The 16527-nt window shown below is 65.7% G+C and carries 17 protein-coding genes; 8 read left to right on the plus strand and 9 right to left on the minus strand.

The genetic code is table 11. The features are described from left to right. Positions 1 to 3: 3 nt before the first annotated feature. The gene (locus G3545_RS04245) at positions 4 to 375 is read right to left on the minus strand and encodes a response regulator (RefSeq protein ID WP_170010147.1); all 372 of its coding nucleotides are present in this window, start codon (positions 373 to 375) and stop codon (positions 4 to 6) included. 145 nt (positions 376 to 520) lie between these two features. Here G3545_RS04245 and G3545_RS04250 point away from each other — a divergent pair, with 145 nt between their 5' ends. Together G3545_RS04250 and G3545_RS04255 are read left to right on the plus strand one after the other, a co-directional pair. Next, positions 521 to 835, plus strand: a complete 315-nt coding sequence (locus G3545_RS04250; RefSeq protein ID WP_170010149.1) for a DUF3572 domain-containing protein — start codon at positions 521 to 523, stop codon at positions 833 to 835. Between the two features lie 9 nt (positions 836 to 844). Then, positions 845 to 2167 carry a DNA polymerase IV gene (locus tag G3545_RS04255; protein WP_170010151.1) on the plus strand — a complete coding sequence of 441 codons (1323 nt, stop codon included), beginning with the start codon at positions 845 to 847 and terminating at the stop codon, positions 2165 to 2167. Here the strand turns inward: G3545_RS04255 and G3545_RS04260 are convergent. Next, positions 2124 to 2951 (minus strand): cell envelope integrity EipB family protein, encoded by an 828-nt coding sequence (locus G3545_RS04260; RefSeq protein ID WP_170010153.1) that lies wholly within the window; start codon positions 2949 to 2951, stop codon positions 2124 to 2126. The two genes, G3545_RS04255 and G3545_RS04260, sit on opposite strands and share 44 nt — an antisense overlap. Positions 2952 to 3094: 143 nt before the next feature. Between G3545_RS04260 and G3545_RS04265 the strand changes: the two genes are divergently transcribed. From G3545_RS04265 to G3545_RS04280, 4 genes are all read left to right on the plus strand, one after another. Further along, positions 3095 to 3562, plus strand: coding sequence for a RidA family protein (locus G3545_RS04265; protein WP_170010155.1), 468 nt, complete (start codon positions 3095 to 3097; stop codon positions 3560 to 3562). A 5-nt stretch (positions 3563 to 3567) separates the two neighbouring features. Next, positions 3568 to 4314 (plus strand): glycerophosphodiester phosphodiesterase family protein, encoded by a 747-nt coding sequence (locus G3545_RS04270; RefSeq protein ID WP_170017900.1) that lies wholly within the window; start codon positions 3568 to 3570, stop codon positions 4312 to 4314. A 165-nt stretch (positions 4315 to 4479) separates the two neighbouring features. After that, entirely contained in the window at positions 4480 to 5640 is a 1161-nt protein-coding gene (locus G3545_RS04275) for a GNAT family N-acetyltransferase (protein WP_246702858.1), read from the plus strand. A gap of 62 nt (positions 5641 to 5702) precedes the next feature. Then, a complete protein-coding gene (locus G3545_RS04280; protein WP_170010159.1) occupies positions 5703 to 6128 on the plus strand; it encodes an HIT family protein in 426 nt (141 codons plus the stop codon). A gap of 3 nt (positions 6129 to 6131) precedes the next feature. Here the strand turns inward: G3545_RS04280 and G3545_RS04285 are convergent, their stop codons facing one another. The 4 genes from G3545_RS04285 to clpS all read right to left on the minus strand — a co-directional run bounded on the left by G3545_RS04285 (position 6132) and on the right by clpS (position 10341). Next, positions 6132 to 6494 carry an AzlD domain-containing protein gene (locus tag G3545_RS04285; RefSeq protein ID WP_170010161.1) on the minus strand — a complete coding sequence of 121 codons (363 nt, stop codon included), beginning with the start codon at positions 6492 to 6494 and terminating at the stop codon, positions 6132 to 6134. Continuing rightward, positions 6491 to 7267, minus strand: a complete 777-nt coding sequence (locus G3545_RS04290; RefSeq protein WP_246702687.1) for an AzlC family ABC transporter permease — start codon at positions 7265 to 7267, stop codon at positions 6491 to 6493. Before G3545_RS04290 ends, G3545_RS04285 begins: the two co-directional genes overlap by 4 nt. A gap of 256 nt (positions 7268 to 7523) precedes the next feature. Then, the gene (gene clpA, locus G3545_RS04295; protein ID WP_170010163.1) at positions 7524 to 9974 is read right to left on the minus strand and encodes an ATP-dependent Clp protease ATP-binding subunit ClpA; all 2451 of its coding nucleotides are present in this window, start codon (positions 9972 to 9974) and stop codon (positions 7524 to 7526) included. Positions 9975 to 10005: 31 nt separating this feature from the next. Next, entirely contained in the window at positions 10006 to 10341 is a 336-nt protein-coding gene (gene clpS / locus G3545_RS04300; protein WP_246702688.1) for an ATP-dependent Clp protease adapter ClpS, read from the minus strand. 304 nt (positions 10342 to 10645) lie between these two features. Here clpS and G3545_RS04305 point away from each other — a divergent pair, with 304 nt between their 5' ends. Next, on the plus strand, positions 10646 to 12265 hold the full coding sequence (locus tag G3545_RS04305) for a TadE/TadG family type IV pilus assembly protein (protein ID WP_170010167.1): 1620 nt from the start codon (positions 10646 to 10648) through the stop codon (positions 12263 to 12265). A gap of 213 nt (positions 12266 to 12478) precedes the next feature. Here G3545_RS04305 and G3545_RS04310 read toward each other — a convergent pair whose 3' ends face one another. Continuing rightward, positions 12479 to 12814 carry a phasin family protein gene (locus G3545_RS04310; protein ID WP_170010169.1) on the minus strand — a complete coding sequence of 112 codons (336 nt, stop codon included), beginning with the start codon at positions 12812 to 12814 and terminating at the stop codon, positions 12479 to 12481. A gap of 426 nt (positions 12815 to 13240) precedes the next feature. Here G3545_RS04310 and G3545_RS04315 point away from each other — a divergent pair, with 426 nt between their 5' ends. Continuing rightward, positions 13241 to 14941 carry a D-alanyl-D-alanine carboxypeptidase gene (locus tag G3545_RS04315; RefSeq protein ID WP_170010171.1) on the plus strand — a complete coding sequence of 567 codons (1701 nt, stop codon included), beginning with the start codon at positions 13241 to 13243 and terminating at the stop codon, positions 14939 to 14941. Here the strand turns inward: G3545_RS04315 and G3545_RS04320 are convergent. Both G3545_RS04320 and G3545_RS04325 read right to left on the minus strand, forming a co-directional pair. Further along, positions 14931 to 15647 carry a DnaJ domain-containing protein gene (locus G3545_RS04320; protein WP_170017902.1) on the minus strand — a complete coding sequence of 239 codons (717 nt, stop codon included), beginning with the start codon at positions 15645 to 15647 and terminating at the stop codon, positions 14931 to 14933. The genes G3545_RS04315 and G3545_RS04320 overlap by 11 nt on opposite strands. Beyond that, the gene (locus tag G3545_RS04325) at positions 15647 to 16357 is read right to left on the minus strand and encodes a VWA domain-containing protein (protein WP_170010173.1); all 711 of its coding nucleotides are present in this window, start codon (positions 16355 to 16357) and stop codon (positions 15647 to 15649) included. Before G3545_RS04325 ends, G3545_RS04320 begins: the two co-directional genes overlap by 1 nt. Positions 16358 to 16527: the final 170 nt, after the last annotated feature.

Raw genomic sequence — 16527 nt, forward strand, 5'->3', positions numbered from 1 at the left:
GCCTCATGTCTCGCGGACGAAGTGCCGAACCGTTTCCAGGAACTTGGCGACCGAGATCGGCTTCGACAGATAGGCCTCGCAGCCGCCCTCGCGGATGCGCTCCTCGTCGCCCTTCATGGCGAAGGCGGTGACTGCGACCACGGGGATCGCGCGCAGCTCGGGATCTTCCTTCAGCCAGCGCGTCACATCGAGACCGGAAACCTCGGGAAGCTGGATGTCCATCAGGATGAGATCCGGCTTATGCTTGCGGGCGAGTTCCAGCGCCTCGGCGCCGTTGCGCGTCTCCACGGTCGCATAGCCGTGCGCTTCCAGCAGATCGTGAAAGAGCTTCATGTTGAGCTCGTTGTCTTCCACGATCAGAATGGTTTTGGCCATGTTACTCTCGGTGTCGCGGTTCTCGGTGTGGTTGCTCGCGGTATTTGCGCCGCCTCAGGCGGCCCCCACCGGACAAGAAACCCGGCCCGACGAACCCGGCCTGCCACGGTGGGCAAACTAGCCCTCATTCCTTACGGAACAACAAATGCGATCGTCTAAACTCCGGCCTTTGACCACGGCAGTAGCGGCCCGCGAAGTCGCCATCGGCGCCCTCGGCTTCCTCGCCGTCGATCCGGAGCGAATCGGCCCGTTCCTCGCCGAGAGCGGCCTCTCCCCGGCGGACCTGCGCGGTGTCGTCGGCTCGGCGGCCTTTCAGGTAGCCATTCTCGACTATCTCATCAATCGCCAGGATCTGCTGCTGGAATATGCGCGCGGCGCGCAGATTGATCCCGGCCATGTGGTCGCCGCCCGCGAGATCCTCGCCCACGAGCCGGCGGACCGGAATCCGGACCGGGGCTGAGGGAGTGCCATGGCTGCGATGCCCGGGCTCTGCCGCGACTGCCTTGCCGACACCGGCGGCGCGCTGCGCTGCCAGCGGTGCGGCAGCCCGCGCACGCTCGTGCATGGCGAACTGCTAGCGCTCAGCATCGCCCATATCGATTGCGATGCCTTCTATGCGGCGATCGAGAAGCGCGACGATCCCTCGCTACGCGACAAGCCGCTGATCATCGGCGGCGGCAAGCGCGGCGTCGTCTCCACCGCCTGCTACCTCGCCCGGGTAACCGGCGTGCGCTCGGCCATGCCGATGTTCAAGGCGCGCGCGCTCTGCCCGGACGCCGTGGTGATCAAGCCGAACATGGCGAAATATGTCGCGGTCGGCCGGCAGATGCGCGAGCGCATGCTGCGCCTCACGCCGCTGGTGGAGCCGCTTTCGATCGACGAGGCATTCCTGGACCTTTCCGGCACGCAGCGGCTCCACGGCGCGCCGCCGGCGCATCTGCTCGCCCGTTTCGCCCGCGATGTCGAAGCCGAGATCGGCATCACCGTCTCGATCGGGCTGGCGCCGAACAAATTCCTCGCCAAGCTCGCCTCAGACCTCGACAAGCCGCGCGGCTTCGCGGTGATCGGCGCGGCCGAGGCGCGGGCCTTCCTCGCCCCGCGCCCGGTGGGCGCCATTTGGGGGGTCGGCAAGGCGACGCAGGAGCGCCTCGCCCGCGACGGCTACCGCACCATCGCCGACCTGCAGCAGGCGAACGACGTGGACCTGGCGCGCAAGCTCGGCGCCGAGGGACTGCGGCTGGCGCGGCTCGCCCGCGGCGAGGATAATCGCCGGGTCAATCCGGAGCGCGAGACCAAGAGCATCTCGTCCGAGACCACCTTCGATGACGACATCGCCGAATTCCGCTTCCTGGAGCAGACGCTGTTCCGGCTCGCCGAGAAGGTCTCGGCGCGGCTGAAGGCGGCCGAGCTTTCCGGCCGCACCGTGACCTTGAAGCTGAAGACCGCGGATTTCCGCCTGATTACCCGCGCCCGCTCGCTGGAGGCGCCGACCCAGCTTTCGCACCGCCTCTTCGATACCGCCCGCGAGTTGCTGGCCCGCGAGACCAACGGCACGCGCTACCGGCTCATCGGGGTCGGGGTCTCGGAACTCGAGGACCCGACGCTGGCCGACCCGGCCGACCTGGTCGACGTCCAGGGCACCAAGCGCGGCGTCGCCGAACTCGCCATCGACAAGCTCAGGGCGAAGTTCGGCACCGACGCGGTGGGCCGCGGCATCCTCATCGACGCGCCGACGCGCGCCTCCAACGCTACTTCGCGCACGGTTCCTCAGGAAGCGCCTCGAAAGCGGTGAGCTGGCCACGCAGCACGAAGTCGCCATAGTCCAGCTTCAGCGCCCGGCTGACGCCGTTGTCGTAGAGATCGAAGCTGATCACATAATCGGGCGTGGTGGCGCTGGTGCCGCGCTCGAAATAGCTGATGGTCACGGGAAAGCGCGTGCGCCCCGCCAGCCCGGTCGCCTTGGCGGCATCCTCGAGCCCGTCGGTCGCGGTCTTGGCCTTGCCGATGATGGCGAGCGTGTCATAGACCTTCTTGCCATCGGAGGAGCCGTCATAGACCGGCACTTCCAGCACCGGATCGCCGGCCTCGGCCTGGGTCAGCACCTTGATCACGTGCTGGGTCGGCAGCACCACGTCGGGACCGAGCGAGAAGCTCTCCTTGGCCGGCTTGGTAGCATTGACGAACAGCTTGCCGTCGCGCCGCTCGGCGACACCATCGGCATCGTCGCGAACCTCGGCATTGATCTTGTTCTGGATCTTGAAGCGATAGGTGTTGGCTTCGCCGTCTTCCCACGTCGTGGTGGAGAGCGCACTGGTCATGCGCCCGCCCCCGTCCGTGTCGAGATCGGTGCGCTGCACGAGTTTCACGGTGTAGCCGTTGCAGGCATTGCCGCGCATCTCATAGACAATCTCCCCTTGCGCGGCCTCCACATTCTTGGCGGCCTTGGAGCCGTCGAGCGAGAGCGCATAGATGGCGCGGTGCGGGGCGAGCTGGATCGCCGCGGCCGAAGCACTTCCCACCGGCACGAGGCATAGCAGGCCAAGGCCGCAGGCGCGGGCGAAGTCGTCGAGACCCATGGGGCGAAGCTCCTTAACGGCAGGCAAATGCGCGGCTTGCGCACGGCAAATCGATCGTCCAAACATCGGTGATCAAACACAAGGCGAGAACAAGGGCGAAAGTTGGAACGCCCTCGCCTTCCCCGCTGATTACGGAGACTGACATGACCGGCACGATCGACGCGAAGCTGGCGTCCCTGGGCATCACCATACCGACGCCCGTGGCGCCGGCGGCGAATTATGTGCCGACCGTCGTCAGCGGCAACCTGCTGTTCGTCTCCGGTCAGATCTCGGTGACCGCGGATGGCACCAGGCTCACCGGCAAGTTGGGCGAGACCGTCGATGCCGAGGCCGGCCGTGTTGCCGCGCGCCAGTGCGGCATCAATCTCATTGCGCAGGTCAAGGCGGCGCTGGGCGGCGATCTCGATCGGGTGAAGCGCGTGGTGAAGCTCACCGGCTTCGTCAATTCGACGCCTGATTTCACCGACCAGCCCAAGGTGGTGAATGGCTGTTCGGACCTGTTCGTCGAGGTGTTCGGCGAGGCCGGACGCCATGCCCGCTCGGCGGTCGGCGTCGCGCAATTGCCGTTCGGGGTTTCCGTCGAGGTCGAAGCCATCATCGAGATCGCCTGATGCCGCTGGCGGGATCGGACTGGCTGACCGCCCGGCCGGTCGCGCACCGCGCCTTGCACGATGCGGCGGCCGGCATCATCGAGAACATGCCGTCCGCGGTCGATGCGGCCATTGCCGGCCTGTACGCGATCGAGGTCGATGTGCAGATGTCGTCGGACGGCGAGGCCATGGTGTTCCATGACGACGACCTCGATCGGCTGACGCTCGCTACCGGCCCGCTGAAGACGCTGACTGCCCGCGCGCTTCAAGCGGTGGAATTCCGTTCCACCGCCGATCGCATGATGAGCCTGCCGGACCTGCTCGAGCGGGTTGCCGGACGCGTGCCGCTGGTGATCGAGCTGAAGAGCCATTTCGACGGCGACACGTCGGTGGCGGTGCGTGCCTGCGAACTGGTGGCGGACTATGCCGGGCCGGCGGCCTTGATGTCGTTCGATCCGGAACTGGTGGTGGCGGTGCGCCGGCTCGCTCCCCATATCCCGCGCGGCATCACGATGGAGCGTCGCTATGACGATCCGGAATGGGCGCCGCTTCCCGCAACGACCAAGTTCGCATGGGGCAATCTTCTCCATTTCCCGCGCACCCGGCCCGATTTCGTCGCGCATTATGTCAAGGAGCTGCCGGCCCCGGCGCCTTGGCTGGCACGGAACCTGCTGGGTTTGCCGCTGCTGACCTGGACGGTGCGCACCGAAGCGGACCGCGCGGCCGCGCATCGTTATGCCGACCAGATGATCTTCGAGGGCTTCCGGCCCTGATGCGCGTGCCGGTGGAACGCGTATCCACCGAGGGACTGACGCGCCGTGGCTGAACGCGAATACCGCATCCGCATTGAAGGCGACATCACCGGCATCGGCCGCGGGGCATGGGACGCGTGCGCCAATCCCGCGCTCGAATCGGTATCAGGATCATCAGGCAACAATTTGATACCGAAGGATTATTACCGTTCACGTGAAGCATTGTGCGACGCAGCAGAAGCTGATGTTGAACTTGAACAAACGTCATATAACCCGTTTATTTCATATGATTTCCTCGCAAGCCTCGAAGAATCCGGATCGGCCGGTTCGCGCACCGGGTGGCTGCCGCAGCATCTTGTGCTGGAGGATGATACCGGCGCCGTCCTTGGCGTCTGCCCCGCCTATTTGAAGTCGCATTCACGCGGCGAGTACGTGTTCGACGAGGGCTGGGCCGACGCCTATGAGCGGGCCGGCGGACGCTATTATCCCAAGCTCCAGGTCAGCGTGCCGTTCACCCCGGCGACCGGCCGGCGCCTGCTGGTGCGGCCCGGCGAGCAGGCCGAAACCGCCCGCGCCGCATTGGCGCAAGGGCTCACTGCGCTGGCCCGCATGCGCAAGGCCTCCTCGGTACATGCCACCTTCCTGACCGAGCAGGACGCGGCGGCCCTGCAGGAGGAGGACTTCCTCCCCCGTACCGACCAGCAGTTCCACTGGCGCAATGGCGGGTATCGCAGCTTCGAGGATTTCCTCACTGCGCTGGCCTCGCGCAAGCGCAAGGCGATCAAGCGCGAGCGCCGCGAGGCGGTGGAGAGCGGCATCGAGATCTGCCACCTCACCGGCAAGGACATCACCGAGGAAGCGTGGGAGGCGTTCTTCGCCTTTTATATGGAGACCGGCTCGCGCAAATGGGGTCGGCCCTATCTCAATCGCCGCTTCTACACGTTGATCGGCGAGCGCATGGCCGACAAGGTGCTGCTGGTGATGGCGAAGCGCGCTGGCCGCTACATCGCCGGCGCCATCAATTTCATCGGCGGCGACACCCTCTATGGCCGCCATTGGGGCTGCGTCGAGCAGCACCCCTTCCTGCATTTCGAGGTCTGCTACCATCAGGCCATCGAGTTCGCCATTTCGCGCGGGCTCAAGACCGTGGAGGCCGGGGCGCAGGGCGAGCACAAGCTGGCGCGCGGCTATCTGCCCGTCACCACCCATTCCGCGCATTTCATTGCCGATCCGGGCTTCCGCCAGGCGGTGGCCGAGTATCTCAAGCGCGAGCGCGCTTATGTCGCCGAGGCCGGCGCCGAGCTTTCCGAGCTCGGTCCGTTCCGCCGCGTCTCCGACGAGCCGTGAACGAGCCTTGACCTCGAACGCATTGCTTGCGATGCGGATCGTCCCAGAACGGAGGATGCGCGATGCCCGCCTATGATCCGAGCAATGTCTTCGCCAAGATCCTGCGTGGCGAGCTTCCCGCCCATCGCATCTATGAGGACGATATCGCCCTCGCCTTCCTCGACATCATGCCGCGCACGCCCGGCCATGCGCTGGTGATCCCCAAGAAGCCGGCGCGCAACCTGCTCGACGTCACGCCGGACGACCTCGCCCATGTGGCGCAGGTCGCGCAGAAGGTGGCGCAGGCGCAGATGCAGGTGTTCGACGCCGACGGCATCACGCTGCAGCAGTTCAACGAGACCGCCGGCGGGCAAGTGGTGTTCCACCTCCATGTCCATATCCTGCCGCGTTTTGAGGGCGTGGCGATGAAGCCGCCGCAGTCGGAGATGGAGAAGCCGGACGTGCTCGCCGACCACGCGGCGAAGCTGCGCGCCGCGTTGGAAGCGTAAAGTCTAGGGCACGCCGAGCCACCAGGCGCCGCCGACCAGTATGGCCTCGGCGGCGATGACGCCTGCCAGCACCGAGCGCTTCACCAGGCCGAACACCGCGACGCCGCCAAGCACTGCACCGAGCCGCAGCCACAGCGGCAGCGCCACCAGCGCGCCGCTCGGCGTCAGCACGAGGCGCGCCACCACGGCGGCCAGCAGGGCGGTGGCAACCGCCCTCACCCATTGCATCAGCAGACCGTTCTCATCGAGCCCACGCCCGAGGAGCACGCCCACCACGCGCCAGACTTCATTCGGCAGAAAGCCAAACAGCAGCACCACGAGGATGGCGCCGAACTCGCCGCTGAACACACCAGTAGCCGCGTTCATGCCTGCCACCGCAGCAATCTGGCGGCGGCGAAGGCGAGCGTGCCGCCACCGACCCCGCTCCAGAACAGGTCGAGCCCGCCCGGACTGCCGATGACCAGCGGGGAGAGCGCCGCGCCGAGCACTATGGCGAGCCAGTCGACATGCGCCTTAGCATTGCGCACCAGCAATATCGAAAACGAGATCGGAGTCAGCAGCAGCAGCGCCACCGATAGCGGCCCCGGCAGGCGGTCGGTGAGGAAGAAACCGGCGAGATTGCCGGCAACGCTGATGGCGATCAGGCCGCTGCCGAGACCGATCGTAAAAGGCGGGCGGCCTTCGACCGGCACCTTGGGCAGCAGGCGGAAGCCTTCCACCCACATGGTGACGGCGATGAAATGCGCACAGAACAGCTCGGTGGCGAGGCTGGTGCGGCGGCCGCGGATCAGCGGCATCAATGCCACCACCATGGGCATCAGCCGCACGCCGGAGAGGCACACCGCGACGGCGACCGCCGGCAGCGCGGTGCCCGAGCTGATGCCGCCGACCAGGATCACCTGCGCCGGCAGCGCCCACACCAGCACGGTCGAGAGCAGGCCCGCACTGATCGGAAAGCCGATATCGTGCAGCAGGCCGCCGAAGCCGATGAAAGTGACCGCCAGCACCAGACCCGGCACCGAGAGCGAGCCGCGCATTCCGCGCAGGAAATAGACGAACGGGCTCACGCCCGGCGCGTCGTCGGCGGGATCGAGACCTTCGCTATAGGCGGGATCGCTGGAGTCGAATGATGAATGCATCGGCGGCTTCTCGCCGCCGTTGATCGTCCCGCGGGGACGCAAGGTCAAGCCGGACATTGGTTGTTTCCAGGCGCGACGTCATCCTGAGGTGCGAGTGAAACGAGCCTCGAAGGATGCTGAAGCAGAAGGCGCTCTGTGGGGGCATCCTTCGAGGCCCGGCTAGCGCCGGGCACCTCAGGATGACGTCGCGCTTGGAAACAAAAATGGCCGGGGCGAACCCCGGCCATTTCCTCATCCGATCAGCGCGACTTGCGCCTCATGCCTTGACCAGCGGCACCTTGGGCACCGTGGTCCGCGGGCGCGGGCCGCCATCACCGCCACCCGAAGGCTTCTTCGGCTTCGGGCGCGAGGTGGTGGCGCTGGCCTTGCGGCGCGGCGCCTTGCGCGGTGCCGCCGGCTCGATCTTCTCCGGCTTCGGCGTCACCGGACCAGCCGGGAATTCGAAGCCGAGCGAGGTCTCGCCGATCTCGTCCTTGACCACGACGACGCGGACATGGCCGCCATGCTTCAGCTTGCCGAACAGCACCTCGTCGGCCAGCGGCTTCTTGATGTGCTCCTGGATCACGCGGCCCATCGGGCGCGCACCCATCTGCTCGTCATAGCCGCGCTCCACCAGCCAGGCGGTCGCTTCGTCCGACAGCTCGATGGTGACGTTGCGGTCGGCCAGCTGGGCCTCGAGCTGGAGTACGAACTTCTCGACCACCAGCGAAATGACCTCGCTGGTGAGATGCGCGAACGGGATCATCGCGTCGAGACGGTTGCGGAACTCCGGCGCGAACAGGCGGTTCACCGCTTCGACATCGTCGCCCTCACGCTTGGACCTCGTGAAGCCGAACGCGGCCTTGGACAGGTCGGCAGCGCCCGCATTGGTCGTCATGATCAGGATGACGTTGCGGAAATCCACCTGCTTGCCGTTGTGGTCGGTCAGCTTGCCGTGGTCCATCACCTGCAACAGGATGTTGAACAGGTCCGGATGCGCCTTCTCGATCTCGTCGAGCAGCAGCACGCAGTGCGGATGCTGGTCGACGCCATCGGTGAGCAGGCCACCCTGGTCGAAGCCGACATAGCCGGGAGGCGCGCCGATCAACCGGGAGACGGTGTGGCGCTCCATATATTCCGACATGTCGAAGCGCAGCAGCTGCACGCCCAAGGTGGAGGCGAGCTGCTTGGCGACTTCGGTCTTGCCGACGCCGGTCGGGCCCGAGAACAGATACGAGCCGATCGGCTTCTCCGGTTCGCGCAAGCCGGCGCGGGCCAGCTTGATGGAGGCGGAGAGCGCCTCTATCGCCCTGTCCTGGCCGTAGACCACACGCTTCAGCGTGGTCTCCAGCATCGACAGCACCTCGGCATCGTCCTTCGAGACCGTCTTCGGCGGGATGCGGGCGATGGTGGCGACCGTCGCCTCGATCTCCTTCACGCCGATGGTCTTCTTGCGACGACCCTCGGGGAGCAGCATCTGCGCGGCGCCGCTCTCGTCGATGATATCGATCGCCTTGTCCGGCAGCTTGCGGTCGTGGATGTAGCGCGCGGAGAGCTCCACCGCCGCCTTGATGGCGTCGTTGGTGTAGCGCAGCCGGTGATAATCCTCGAAGTACGGCTTCAGCCCCTTCAGTATCTCGATGGTGTCGGGCACGGTCGGCTCCGGCACGTCGATCTTCTGGAAGCGGCGGACCAGTGCCCGGTCCTTCTCGAAATACTGGCGGTATTCCTTATAGGTGGTCGAGCCGATGCAGCGCAGCGTGCCGGAGGCCAGCGCGGGCTTCAAGAGGTTCGACGCATCCATGGCGCCGCCGGAGGTGGCACCGGCGCCGATCACGGTATGGATCTCGTCGATGAACATGATGGCGTTGGGATACGCCTCGATTTCCTTGACCACCTGCTTGAGGCGCTCTTCGAAATCGCCGCGATAGCGCGTGCCGGCGAGCAGCGCGCCCATGTCGAGGGCGAACACCGTCGCGGTGCGCAGCACGTCCGGCACCTCGCCGTTCACGATGCGGCGAGCGAGCCCTTCGGCAATCGCGGTCTTGCCGACGCCGGGGTCGCCGACGAACAGCGGATTATTCTTCGAGCGGCGGCACAATATCTGGATGGTGCGCTGGATCTCGCTGTCGCGGCCAATCAGCGGATCGATCTTGCCGTCGCGTGCCTTCTTGTTGAGGTTCACGCAATAGGCGTCGAGCGCATCCGCCTTCTTCTTGGTGTCCTCCCCGGTCTTCGTCTCGGTCTCCTCTTCGGCTCCGCGCACGGGGCGGCTGTCCGACATGCCGGCGCGCTTGGCGATGCCGTGGCTGATGTAGTTGACCGCGTCGTAGCGGGTCATGTCCTGCTCTTGCAGGAAATAGGCCGCATGGCTCTCGCGCTCGGCGAAAATCGCGACGAGCACATTGGCGCCGGTCACTTCCTCGCGGCCGGACGACTGGACATGGATCACGGCGCGCTGGATCACGCGCTGGAAACCGGCCGTCGGCTTGGAATCGTCGCCGGCGTCCTGCACCAGATTGTCGAGCTCGGTGTCGATATATTCGACGAGGTTGCGGCGCAGCTTTTCGAGATCGACATTGCACGCACGCATCACCGCGGCGGCGTCCTGGTCGTCGACCAGGGACAGCAGCAGATGCTCCAGCGTCGCGTACTCGTGGTGGCGCTCATTAGCGAGCGCCAAGGCCCGGTGAAGCGACTGCTCGAGGCTGCGGGAGAAGGTGGGCATCGGGACCTCTTTCTTTAGTCGCTGCCGTGCGTCACTTCTTCTCCATGACGCATTGCAGAGGATGCTGGTGCTTGCGTGCGAAGTCCATCACCTGGGTGACCTTGGTCTCGGCCACTTCGTAGGTGAAGACACCGCACTCCCCGACGCCATGCTGATGCACATGCAGCATGATGCGGGTCGCCTCCTCCCGGTTTTTGCTGAAGAAATTCTCCAGAACGTGAACGACGAACTCCATTGGCGTGTAGTCGTCGTTGAGCAGAAGCACCCGGTACAGGCTCGGTCGCTTCACCTGCGGCTTGGTGCGGGTGATGACCGCCGTTCCGGGCGCGTCGCCACCCCGCCGACGACGCTCGTCGTCGGCCATCATGAAGGGTCGATGTGGTGGCGGTTCGGCCGGTGGCATGCTGTCTCTGAAGGCTGCCCGGCAGGAGTGCCGGGTTCGATTGCGAATATAATATGTAGCCCACACCTCCTCCGCCAGTGCGTCGATGGCTTAATGCGAAACCGACGCAGGGCGTTTCCGCTATCACGTGCGATATTTTGAAATTCGCATCTATTTTTAGGTATGACCGGGTTTCACCAATCAAAGTCAGGCTTCGGTAACGGCTTCCCGCCATGGTGCCCGCGACCCTGGCGCTGCCCGTTGGCGCCGCGAGGAGCACTGACGGTCGATGCGTTCCGCCCTTTTGAAATTCCGCGCCGACAGGTCGGGCAATGTCGCCATCCTGTTTGGCATCCTTGCCGTGCCGCTCTTCGCAGCAGCGGGGATGGCGCTCGACTATGCCTTCGCAGTGCGCGAGCGCACCGACCTGCAGAACGCCGTCGACGCCGCCGCGATCTCGCTGGCCAAGCTGCCGCAGAACACCTCGGCGGCCGACCTCAAGACCAAGGCGGAGGCCTTCGTCACGGCCTATATGCCGAACAGCGCGGCGAACGATTTCAAGATCGATGTCGTGCCCTCGAAGGGCCGGCTCGATGTCACCGCGACCGCGAATTATCCGACCACCGTCGTGCGCGTGCTCGACCTCATCAGCAGCAATGCCAGCCATGCCAACATGGAGATCGGCGCTTCGGCTACTGCCTCCTGGGGCAATGGCAAGGTCGAGGTGGTGCTGGTGCTCGACAACACAGGGTCAATGGACGGCAACAAGCTGACCAATCTGAAGACCGCGGCGAACTCGCTGGTCGATACGCTCGCCACCCAGGCGACGGATGACAGCACGGTAAAGATCGCCCTGGTGCCGTTCTCCAGCACGGTACGGCTGCCGGTGGACAAGACCGACTACAAGACCGCCAGCTGGATCGACAAGAACGGCGCCTCGCCGATCGCCAAGGAGATCTTCAACGGCACCGCGAACGTCAAGCGCTTCGACCTGTTCAGCAAGATCGACGCCAAGGTCTCGCAAAGCGTCACCTGGGCGGGGTGCGTGGAGAGCCGGCCGGATCCCTATGACGTCACAGATCCGATGCCGTCCACCGGCACGCCCGGGACATTGATCGTGCCCTATTTTGCGCCGGACGAGCCGGACAGCACGCACAACGACAATCGCGGCCGTACGGTCGCCGACTATGCCAACAACTACATTGCGGACGGCGTCGCCGCGAGCAAGCCGTGGAAGGAAAAGCAGGGCGCGACGGCGAAGTACGACACCAAGGCGTCGCAGACCATAGGCGCGGACTATGGCCCCAATGTCGGCTGCGACATGCAGCCGATCGTGCCGATGAGCTCCGATCTCACCAAGACCGGCGTGATCAAGACCGGCATCAAGAACATGAAGGCGGTCGGCAACACCAATATCCCGATGGGCCTGGCCTGGGGCTGGTACGCGCTGTCGCCCAACGACATGCTGAGCAACAATGCGCCCTATTCGGACGACGAGACCGGCAAGGTCATCGTGCTGATGACGGATGGCGACAACACCATCTCGAACCTCGACGACACCTACAACAAGAACGGTTCGGCCTATTCAGGCGTCGGCTATATCTGGCAGAACCGGGTTGGCGTCAGCGCCACCAATGCGAGCGACTCCGCGCGCCAGACCGCGCTCGACAACCGGCTGAAGCAGTTGTGCGTCAACATGAAGGCGGTGATGAAGAAGCCCGGCAGCACGACGCCGGCGATCGAGATCTATACCGTGCTGGTGGAACTCGACAGCAAGGCGACCAGCAAGCTGCTGACGGACTGCGCGACCTCGCCGGACATGTTCTACAACGTCGCCAACTCGGCAAACCTGCTGTCGGTGTTCAACAACATCGCCGGCTCGATCAGCAAGCTGCATCTGTCGAAGTAGGGCGGGAGCCGAGCGTCAGAACCACGTCATCCTGAGGTACGAACGTAGCGAACCTCGAAGGATGCTTAAGCAGAAGACGTTCATCGGGGACGGGCATCCTTCGAGGCCGCGTCGCGGCACCTCAGAATGACGTCGATCTAAAACGTCCCACAAACAAAAAGCCCGGCTGTGCGCCGGGCTTCGTGTATCGGGCAATGAGATCGCTTCAACCTATCACTTCGGCTGGATCTTGCCGAGCATGCCTTCGTACGGCTTGTAGGTTTCCTTGGCGAGATCGGCGTAGAGTTCGCCCATCTTGGTCGCCTGGGCCACGAAGCCTTCGTAAGCGCTCTTGAAATAGGCGGACTGGATCTCGACGGCCTTGTCCAGCGTCTTGGCGCCGAAGAGCTTCTCGGCGGCAGCGGTGCCTTCCTCGAAAGACTTCTTCGAATAATCCGCAACTTCGACCGCGATCGCCTGAACGCCCTTCGACACGGTGCCGAAGCTCTTCATGGCGATGTCGAGGTTCTCTTTGCCGAGCTTCTGCATCTCGTCGATGTTCTGCAGCATGGGCTTCCTCCTTGGATTGCCACTCGCGCCGCTTGTGCGGCCTACGCGCCTCGCGCCGGAATGGTCACAACCGCACGTATCTGTAATTTAGTGCGACGCACCATCGGCGTCAAGAATTTTGTTGCACCGCAAAATGACCCGAACCCCGGTAAAATAAGGCAAGCGCCCCTCCGTGAGGGGTCGAATCCCGGCGAATTATGGCAAGTCACGGATACTGTTCCACAGTTCGGCCCACGATCTGCTCAAGTTTACCAGTTCGTAACCGAGGTGTTCGTAACATCCGCTCTGTTGCCCGAGTGCAACGGTAGCGCGGTGAGGCGGCTGCGGATTGGGGATCGACCGGGCAAGACTGCCCGGCACAAGATCCGGAGCCGATAAAAGGGGCCTTTCCGGCCGTGTGCCGGAAGCAAGCATCGGGACAGTGTCATGCAGATTCCTGACGGGATCGGCACCAAGTTTTTGCGTGCTGGAGTTGTGCTTCTCGTGGTCGCCGTTGCCGGCGCCGGGGTCGCTGAAGCGAAACCGAAGAAGAAGCGCGTGGCCGCACGGCCGGCCGCTGCCCGCGTCGTCGCCGACACCGGCGTCTGGAAGCGCGGCTATGCGGACATCGTGATCGATGCCAACACCGGCAAGGTGCTGCACGAGGAGAATGCCGACGCGCTGCGGCATCCGGCCTCCGTCACCAAGGTGATGACGCTCTTCCTGCTGTTCGAGCAGCTCGACACCAAGAAGCTGCGTCTCGATTCCGAGCTGCCGGTCTCCGCCTATGCGGCGAGCCAGCAGCCCTCCAAGCTCGGCGTGAAGGCCGGCACCACCATCAAGGTGGAAGACGCCATCAAAGCGTTGGTCACCCGCTCGGCGAACGACTGCGCCGTGGTGATCGCCGAAGCGATTTCCGGCGACTCCGCCAGCTTTGCCGCGTTGATGACCCGCAAGGCGCGCGCGCTGGGCATGAGCCGCACCACCTTCCGCAATCCGAACGGCCTGCCCAACCCCGAGCAGGTCACCACCGCCCGCGACCTCGCCACGCTGGGCCGTGCCATCCAGGAGCGCTTCCCGCGCTATTACGGCTACTTCGCCACGCGCAGCTTCTACTACAAGGGCGTCGCCATCCGGAACCACAACCGGCTGATGGATCGCGTCGAAGGCATGGACGGCATCAAGACCGGCTATACCTCGGCCTCCGGCTTCAACCTGCTCACCAATGTCGAGCGTGACGGCCGCCATCTGGTCGCCGTGGTGCTCGGCGGCACCAGCGCCGGCGCCCGCGATGTCCGCATGGCCGGGCTGATCTCCGACAACCTGACCCGCGCCTATGCCGGCAGGCAGACCGTCGCGCCGATCGCCGAAGCGCCGATGCCGGCCGACGGCAGCGCCGCCTTCGCCAATGTGGTCGCCTCGCTGCCGGCCGAGCAGCCGAAGGCGCCGGAACCCAAGGCTCAGGAACCCGTCCAGGAACAGCCCAGGGTCGTCACCATGCCGGCGCCGAATGCGCGCTTCGCTTCCGCGGCGATGACCGCCAATGACGCTTCCGACGCGACGCTCACCACCTCTGCCATCCCGCTGCCGGCGCCGACCGTGAAGCCGGCGGCCGCGGCGAAGGCGGCCCGCACCGCTTTGCCCGCCCCGGGTTCGGCCGAACCGATCGTACCGGTGGCGGTGAAGACCGTGGCCGTGGCGCGTCCGGCAGCGCCGACCGCCAGCATGGCAAATCAGCCGGGCACGCTCGGCACCCTCACCTTCTCCGGCGGCAAGATGATTGCGCAGCCGGCCCCTGCCGCCGCCAGACAGACCCCGGTGCAGGTGGCGAGCGCCGGTCCGGTGGCGCTGCCGCAGCGCGCTGTCGAACCCGCGCCGGCTCCCGCTTCCAGTGCATCGCGCTCCGGCTGGGCGATCCAGATCGGCGCCTATGGCAGCGAGGCGGATGCGCAGGCGCAGATCGCCAAGGCCCGCTCCAAGGCCGGAGCCCCGCTCGCCAAGGCCGATCCCTATACGGAGACGGCGACCAAGGGCGCGACCAAGATCGTACGGGCCCGCTTCGCCGGCTTCGACGCTGAAGACGCTGCGCAGGACGCCTGCAAGGCGCTCAAGCGTAATGCCTTCGGCTGCATGGTTTTCAGGAACTAGGGGTTTGTCGACGATGTCCGCGCATCAGGATGTCCTTGGCTTCGTTCACCCGGGCGGCGAGGTAATTCGAGCCCCCCTGATCGGGATGCAGCTTCTTCATCAGGCTCCGATGGGCCTTGCCGATGTCGTCCGGCCCCGCGCCCGGCTGAAGCCCCAATATTTCGTAGGCCTCCTGTTCCGTCATCGGGCCGCGAGCCGGCGCGCGAGCGCCCCGCCCGCCCGTGTCGCCCTCAGCGTGTTCACGCCAGCTGGGCGCCCGGCGGTCAAGATAAGCTTCGAGTAGGCGCCGGCTCTCAGGGTCGACCGCGACCGCGAGGCCAGCGAGCTTGGGGAGTTCGATGCTGTCGAGCTCCTGGCCGGCTAGGGCACCGTTCGTCACCCGTCCCGAGAGCCGCCCGCTGTCATGGTCGAGCACCATGTCGAGGAAGGCGGTCTTGACCGTGGATGATCGCCCGGCGGTCTTTCGGCCCCGACTTCCCGGCAGCAGGCCGCCAAAGCTCCAGCCGATCAGCGACAGGCCGAATACCCCGAGCGGGATCGCGGTCTCGAAATGGCCGCGCACGGCGAGGAAGCCGGCGACCAGCAGCAGCGCCGCGCCGCCGCCCTTCTTGGCGTATCGGGACAGCAGCCTGGGGTCGGCCTTGGCGAACTGCTTGAGGATGTAGAGCGCGAGCCCGAAGAAGATCACGCCGCCGAGCAGGGTGATCATGCGCCGCCCCGCATCGCCGTGATCAATCTCTGCGCGCCGCCGCCATCACCCGAGTTCGCCAGCGCCACAAGCGCCCTGGTTCCGCCCGCGGCGTAGGCCGCAACGGCGCGCAGCAGCGCGCGCAATTCCGCAGCGGCGCCGGCATCGAAGCGGCACCAGGCGCCGCGGGTCAGCCGGGCGATCTCGCGGAAGGCGCGCTCCACGCCCGGGTCCCGCCCCTCCTGGAACATGAAGGCCGGCACGCCGCGCAAGGCGAGCGGACCGGCCGCGGCACAGAGCTGATCCAGCGTCTCCTCCATGGCGTCGCCGACGAACACCAGCGCGTTCACCGGCGCCTCGCCGGCCTCGCGCGCGGCGTGGCGCAGCACGCGGCCGATCTGGGTGCGGCCGCCCTGGCAATCGATACGCGCCATCATCGTGCCGAGCTTCCTGGCGTCATCCATCCAGGGCGAGGCACGGCATTCACTGAGGCCGCGATAATAGACCAGCTGGATGGCGAGGCCGCCGGTCGACGCGGCGGCCTCGAACATCTCGGCCTGAAGCTGGCAGGCGAGGTCCCAGGTCGGCTGGCGGCTCATGGTGGCGTCGAGGCCGAAGATCAGCCGGCCATGACCCTCGGTGACGGCGGGCGGACGCGCCTCCACCTCCTGGAGGAAACGAGCGACCTCCTCGGAGGGCGAAAGCGGAAGCTTGTTTCGGTCGGTCATCGTTTCGTGTTCTGGCGGCAGGAATGCCGCCTTCCGATCCTTCAGGTGGGCTGCGCCGGGCGTGCCGGCAAGCGGCCTCATCGCGGCGATTGATTCCCGTATGTCCTTTGCTAGGTTCGCCGCCCTTGCGCAATGGGCGAACGAGCTGGCGCAATGGGCGGGCGAACTGG

The organism is Starkeya sp. ORNL1 (genome assembly GCF_012971745.1).
In the GTDB taxonomy this organism is placed as follows: Bacteria; Pseudomonadota; Alphaproteobacteria; order Rhizobiales; family Xanthobacteraceae; genus Ancylobacter.

Excerpts from the sequence above, each read along its gene's own strand:
- G3545_RS04285 (WP_170010161.1), bottom strand. The coding sequence starts at position 6,494 with ATGAACGCGGCTACTGGTGTGTTCAGCGGCGAGTTCGGCGCCATCCTC.
- G3545_RS04290 (WP_246702687.1), bottom strand. The coding sequence starts at position 7,267 with ATGCATTCATCATTCGACTCCAGCGATCCCGCCTATAGCGAAGGTCTC.
- G3545_RS04315 (WP_170010171.1), top strand. The coding sequence starts at position 13,241 with ATGCAGATTCCTGACGGGATCGGCACCAAGTTTTTGCGTGCTGGAGTT.
- G3545_RS04245 (WP_170010147.1), bottom strand. The coding sequence starts at position 375 with ATGGCCAAAACCATTCTGATCGTGGAAGACAACGAGCTCAACATGAAG.
- G3545_RS04325 (WP_170010173.1), bottom strand. The coding sequence starts at position 16,357 with ATGACCGACCGAAACAAGCTTCCGCTTTCGCCCTCCGAGGAGGTCGCT.
- G3545_RS04305 (WP_170010167.1), top strand. The coding sequence starts at position 10,646 with ATGCGTTCCGCCCTTTTGAAATTCCGCGCCGACAGGTCGGGCAATGTC.
- G3545_RS04265 (WP_170010155.1), top strand. The coding sequence starts at position 3,095 with ATGACCGGCACGATCGACGCGAAGCTGGCGTCCCTGGGCATCACCATA.
- G3545_RS04260 (WP_170010153.1), bottom strand. The coding sequence starts at position 2,951 with ATGGGTCTCGACGACTTCGCCCGCGCCTGCGGCCTTGGCCTGCTATGC.
- clpS (WP_246702688.1), bottom strand. The coding sequence starts at position 10,341 with ATGATGGCCGACGACGAGCGTCGTCGGCGGGGTGGCGACGCGCCCGGA.
- G3545_RS04310 (WP_170010169.1), bottom strand. The coding sequence starts at position 12,814 with ATGCTGCAGAACATCGACGAGATGCAGAAGCTCGGCAAAGAGAACCTC.
- clpA (WP_170010163.1), bottom strand. The coding sequence starts at position 9,974 with ATGCCCACCTTCTCCCGCAGCCTCGAGCAGTCGCTTCACCGGGCCTTG.
- G3545_RS04250 (WP_170010149.1), top strand. The coding sequence starts at position 521 with ATGCGATCGTCTAAACTCCGGCCTTTGACCACGGCAGTAGCGGCCCGC.
- G3545_RS04280 (WP_170010159.1), top strand. The coding sequence starts at position 5,703 with ATGCCCGCCTATGATCCGAGCAATGTCTTCGCCAAGATCCTGCGTGGC.
- G3545_RS04255 (WP_170010151.1), top strand. The coding sequence starts at position 845 with ATGGCTGCGATGCCCGGGCTCTGCCGCGACTGCCTTGCCGACACCGGC.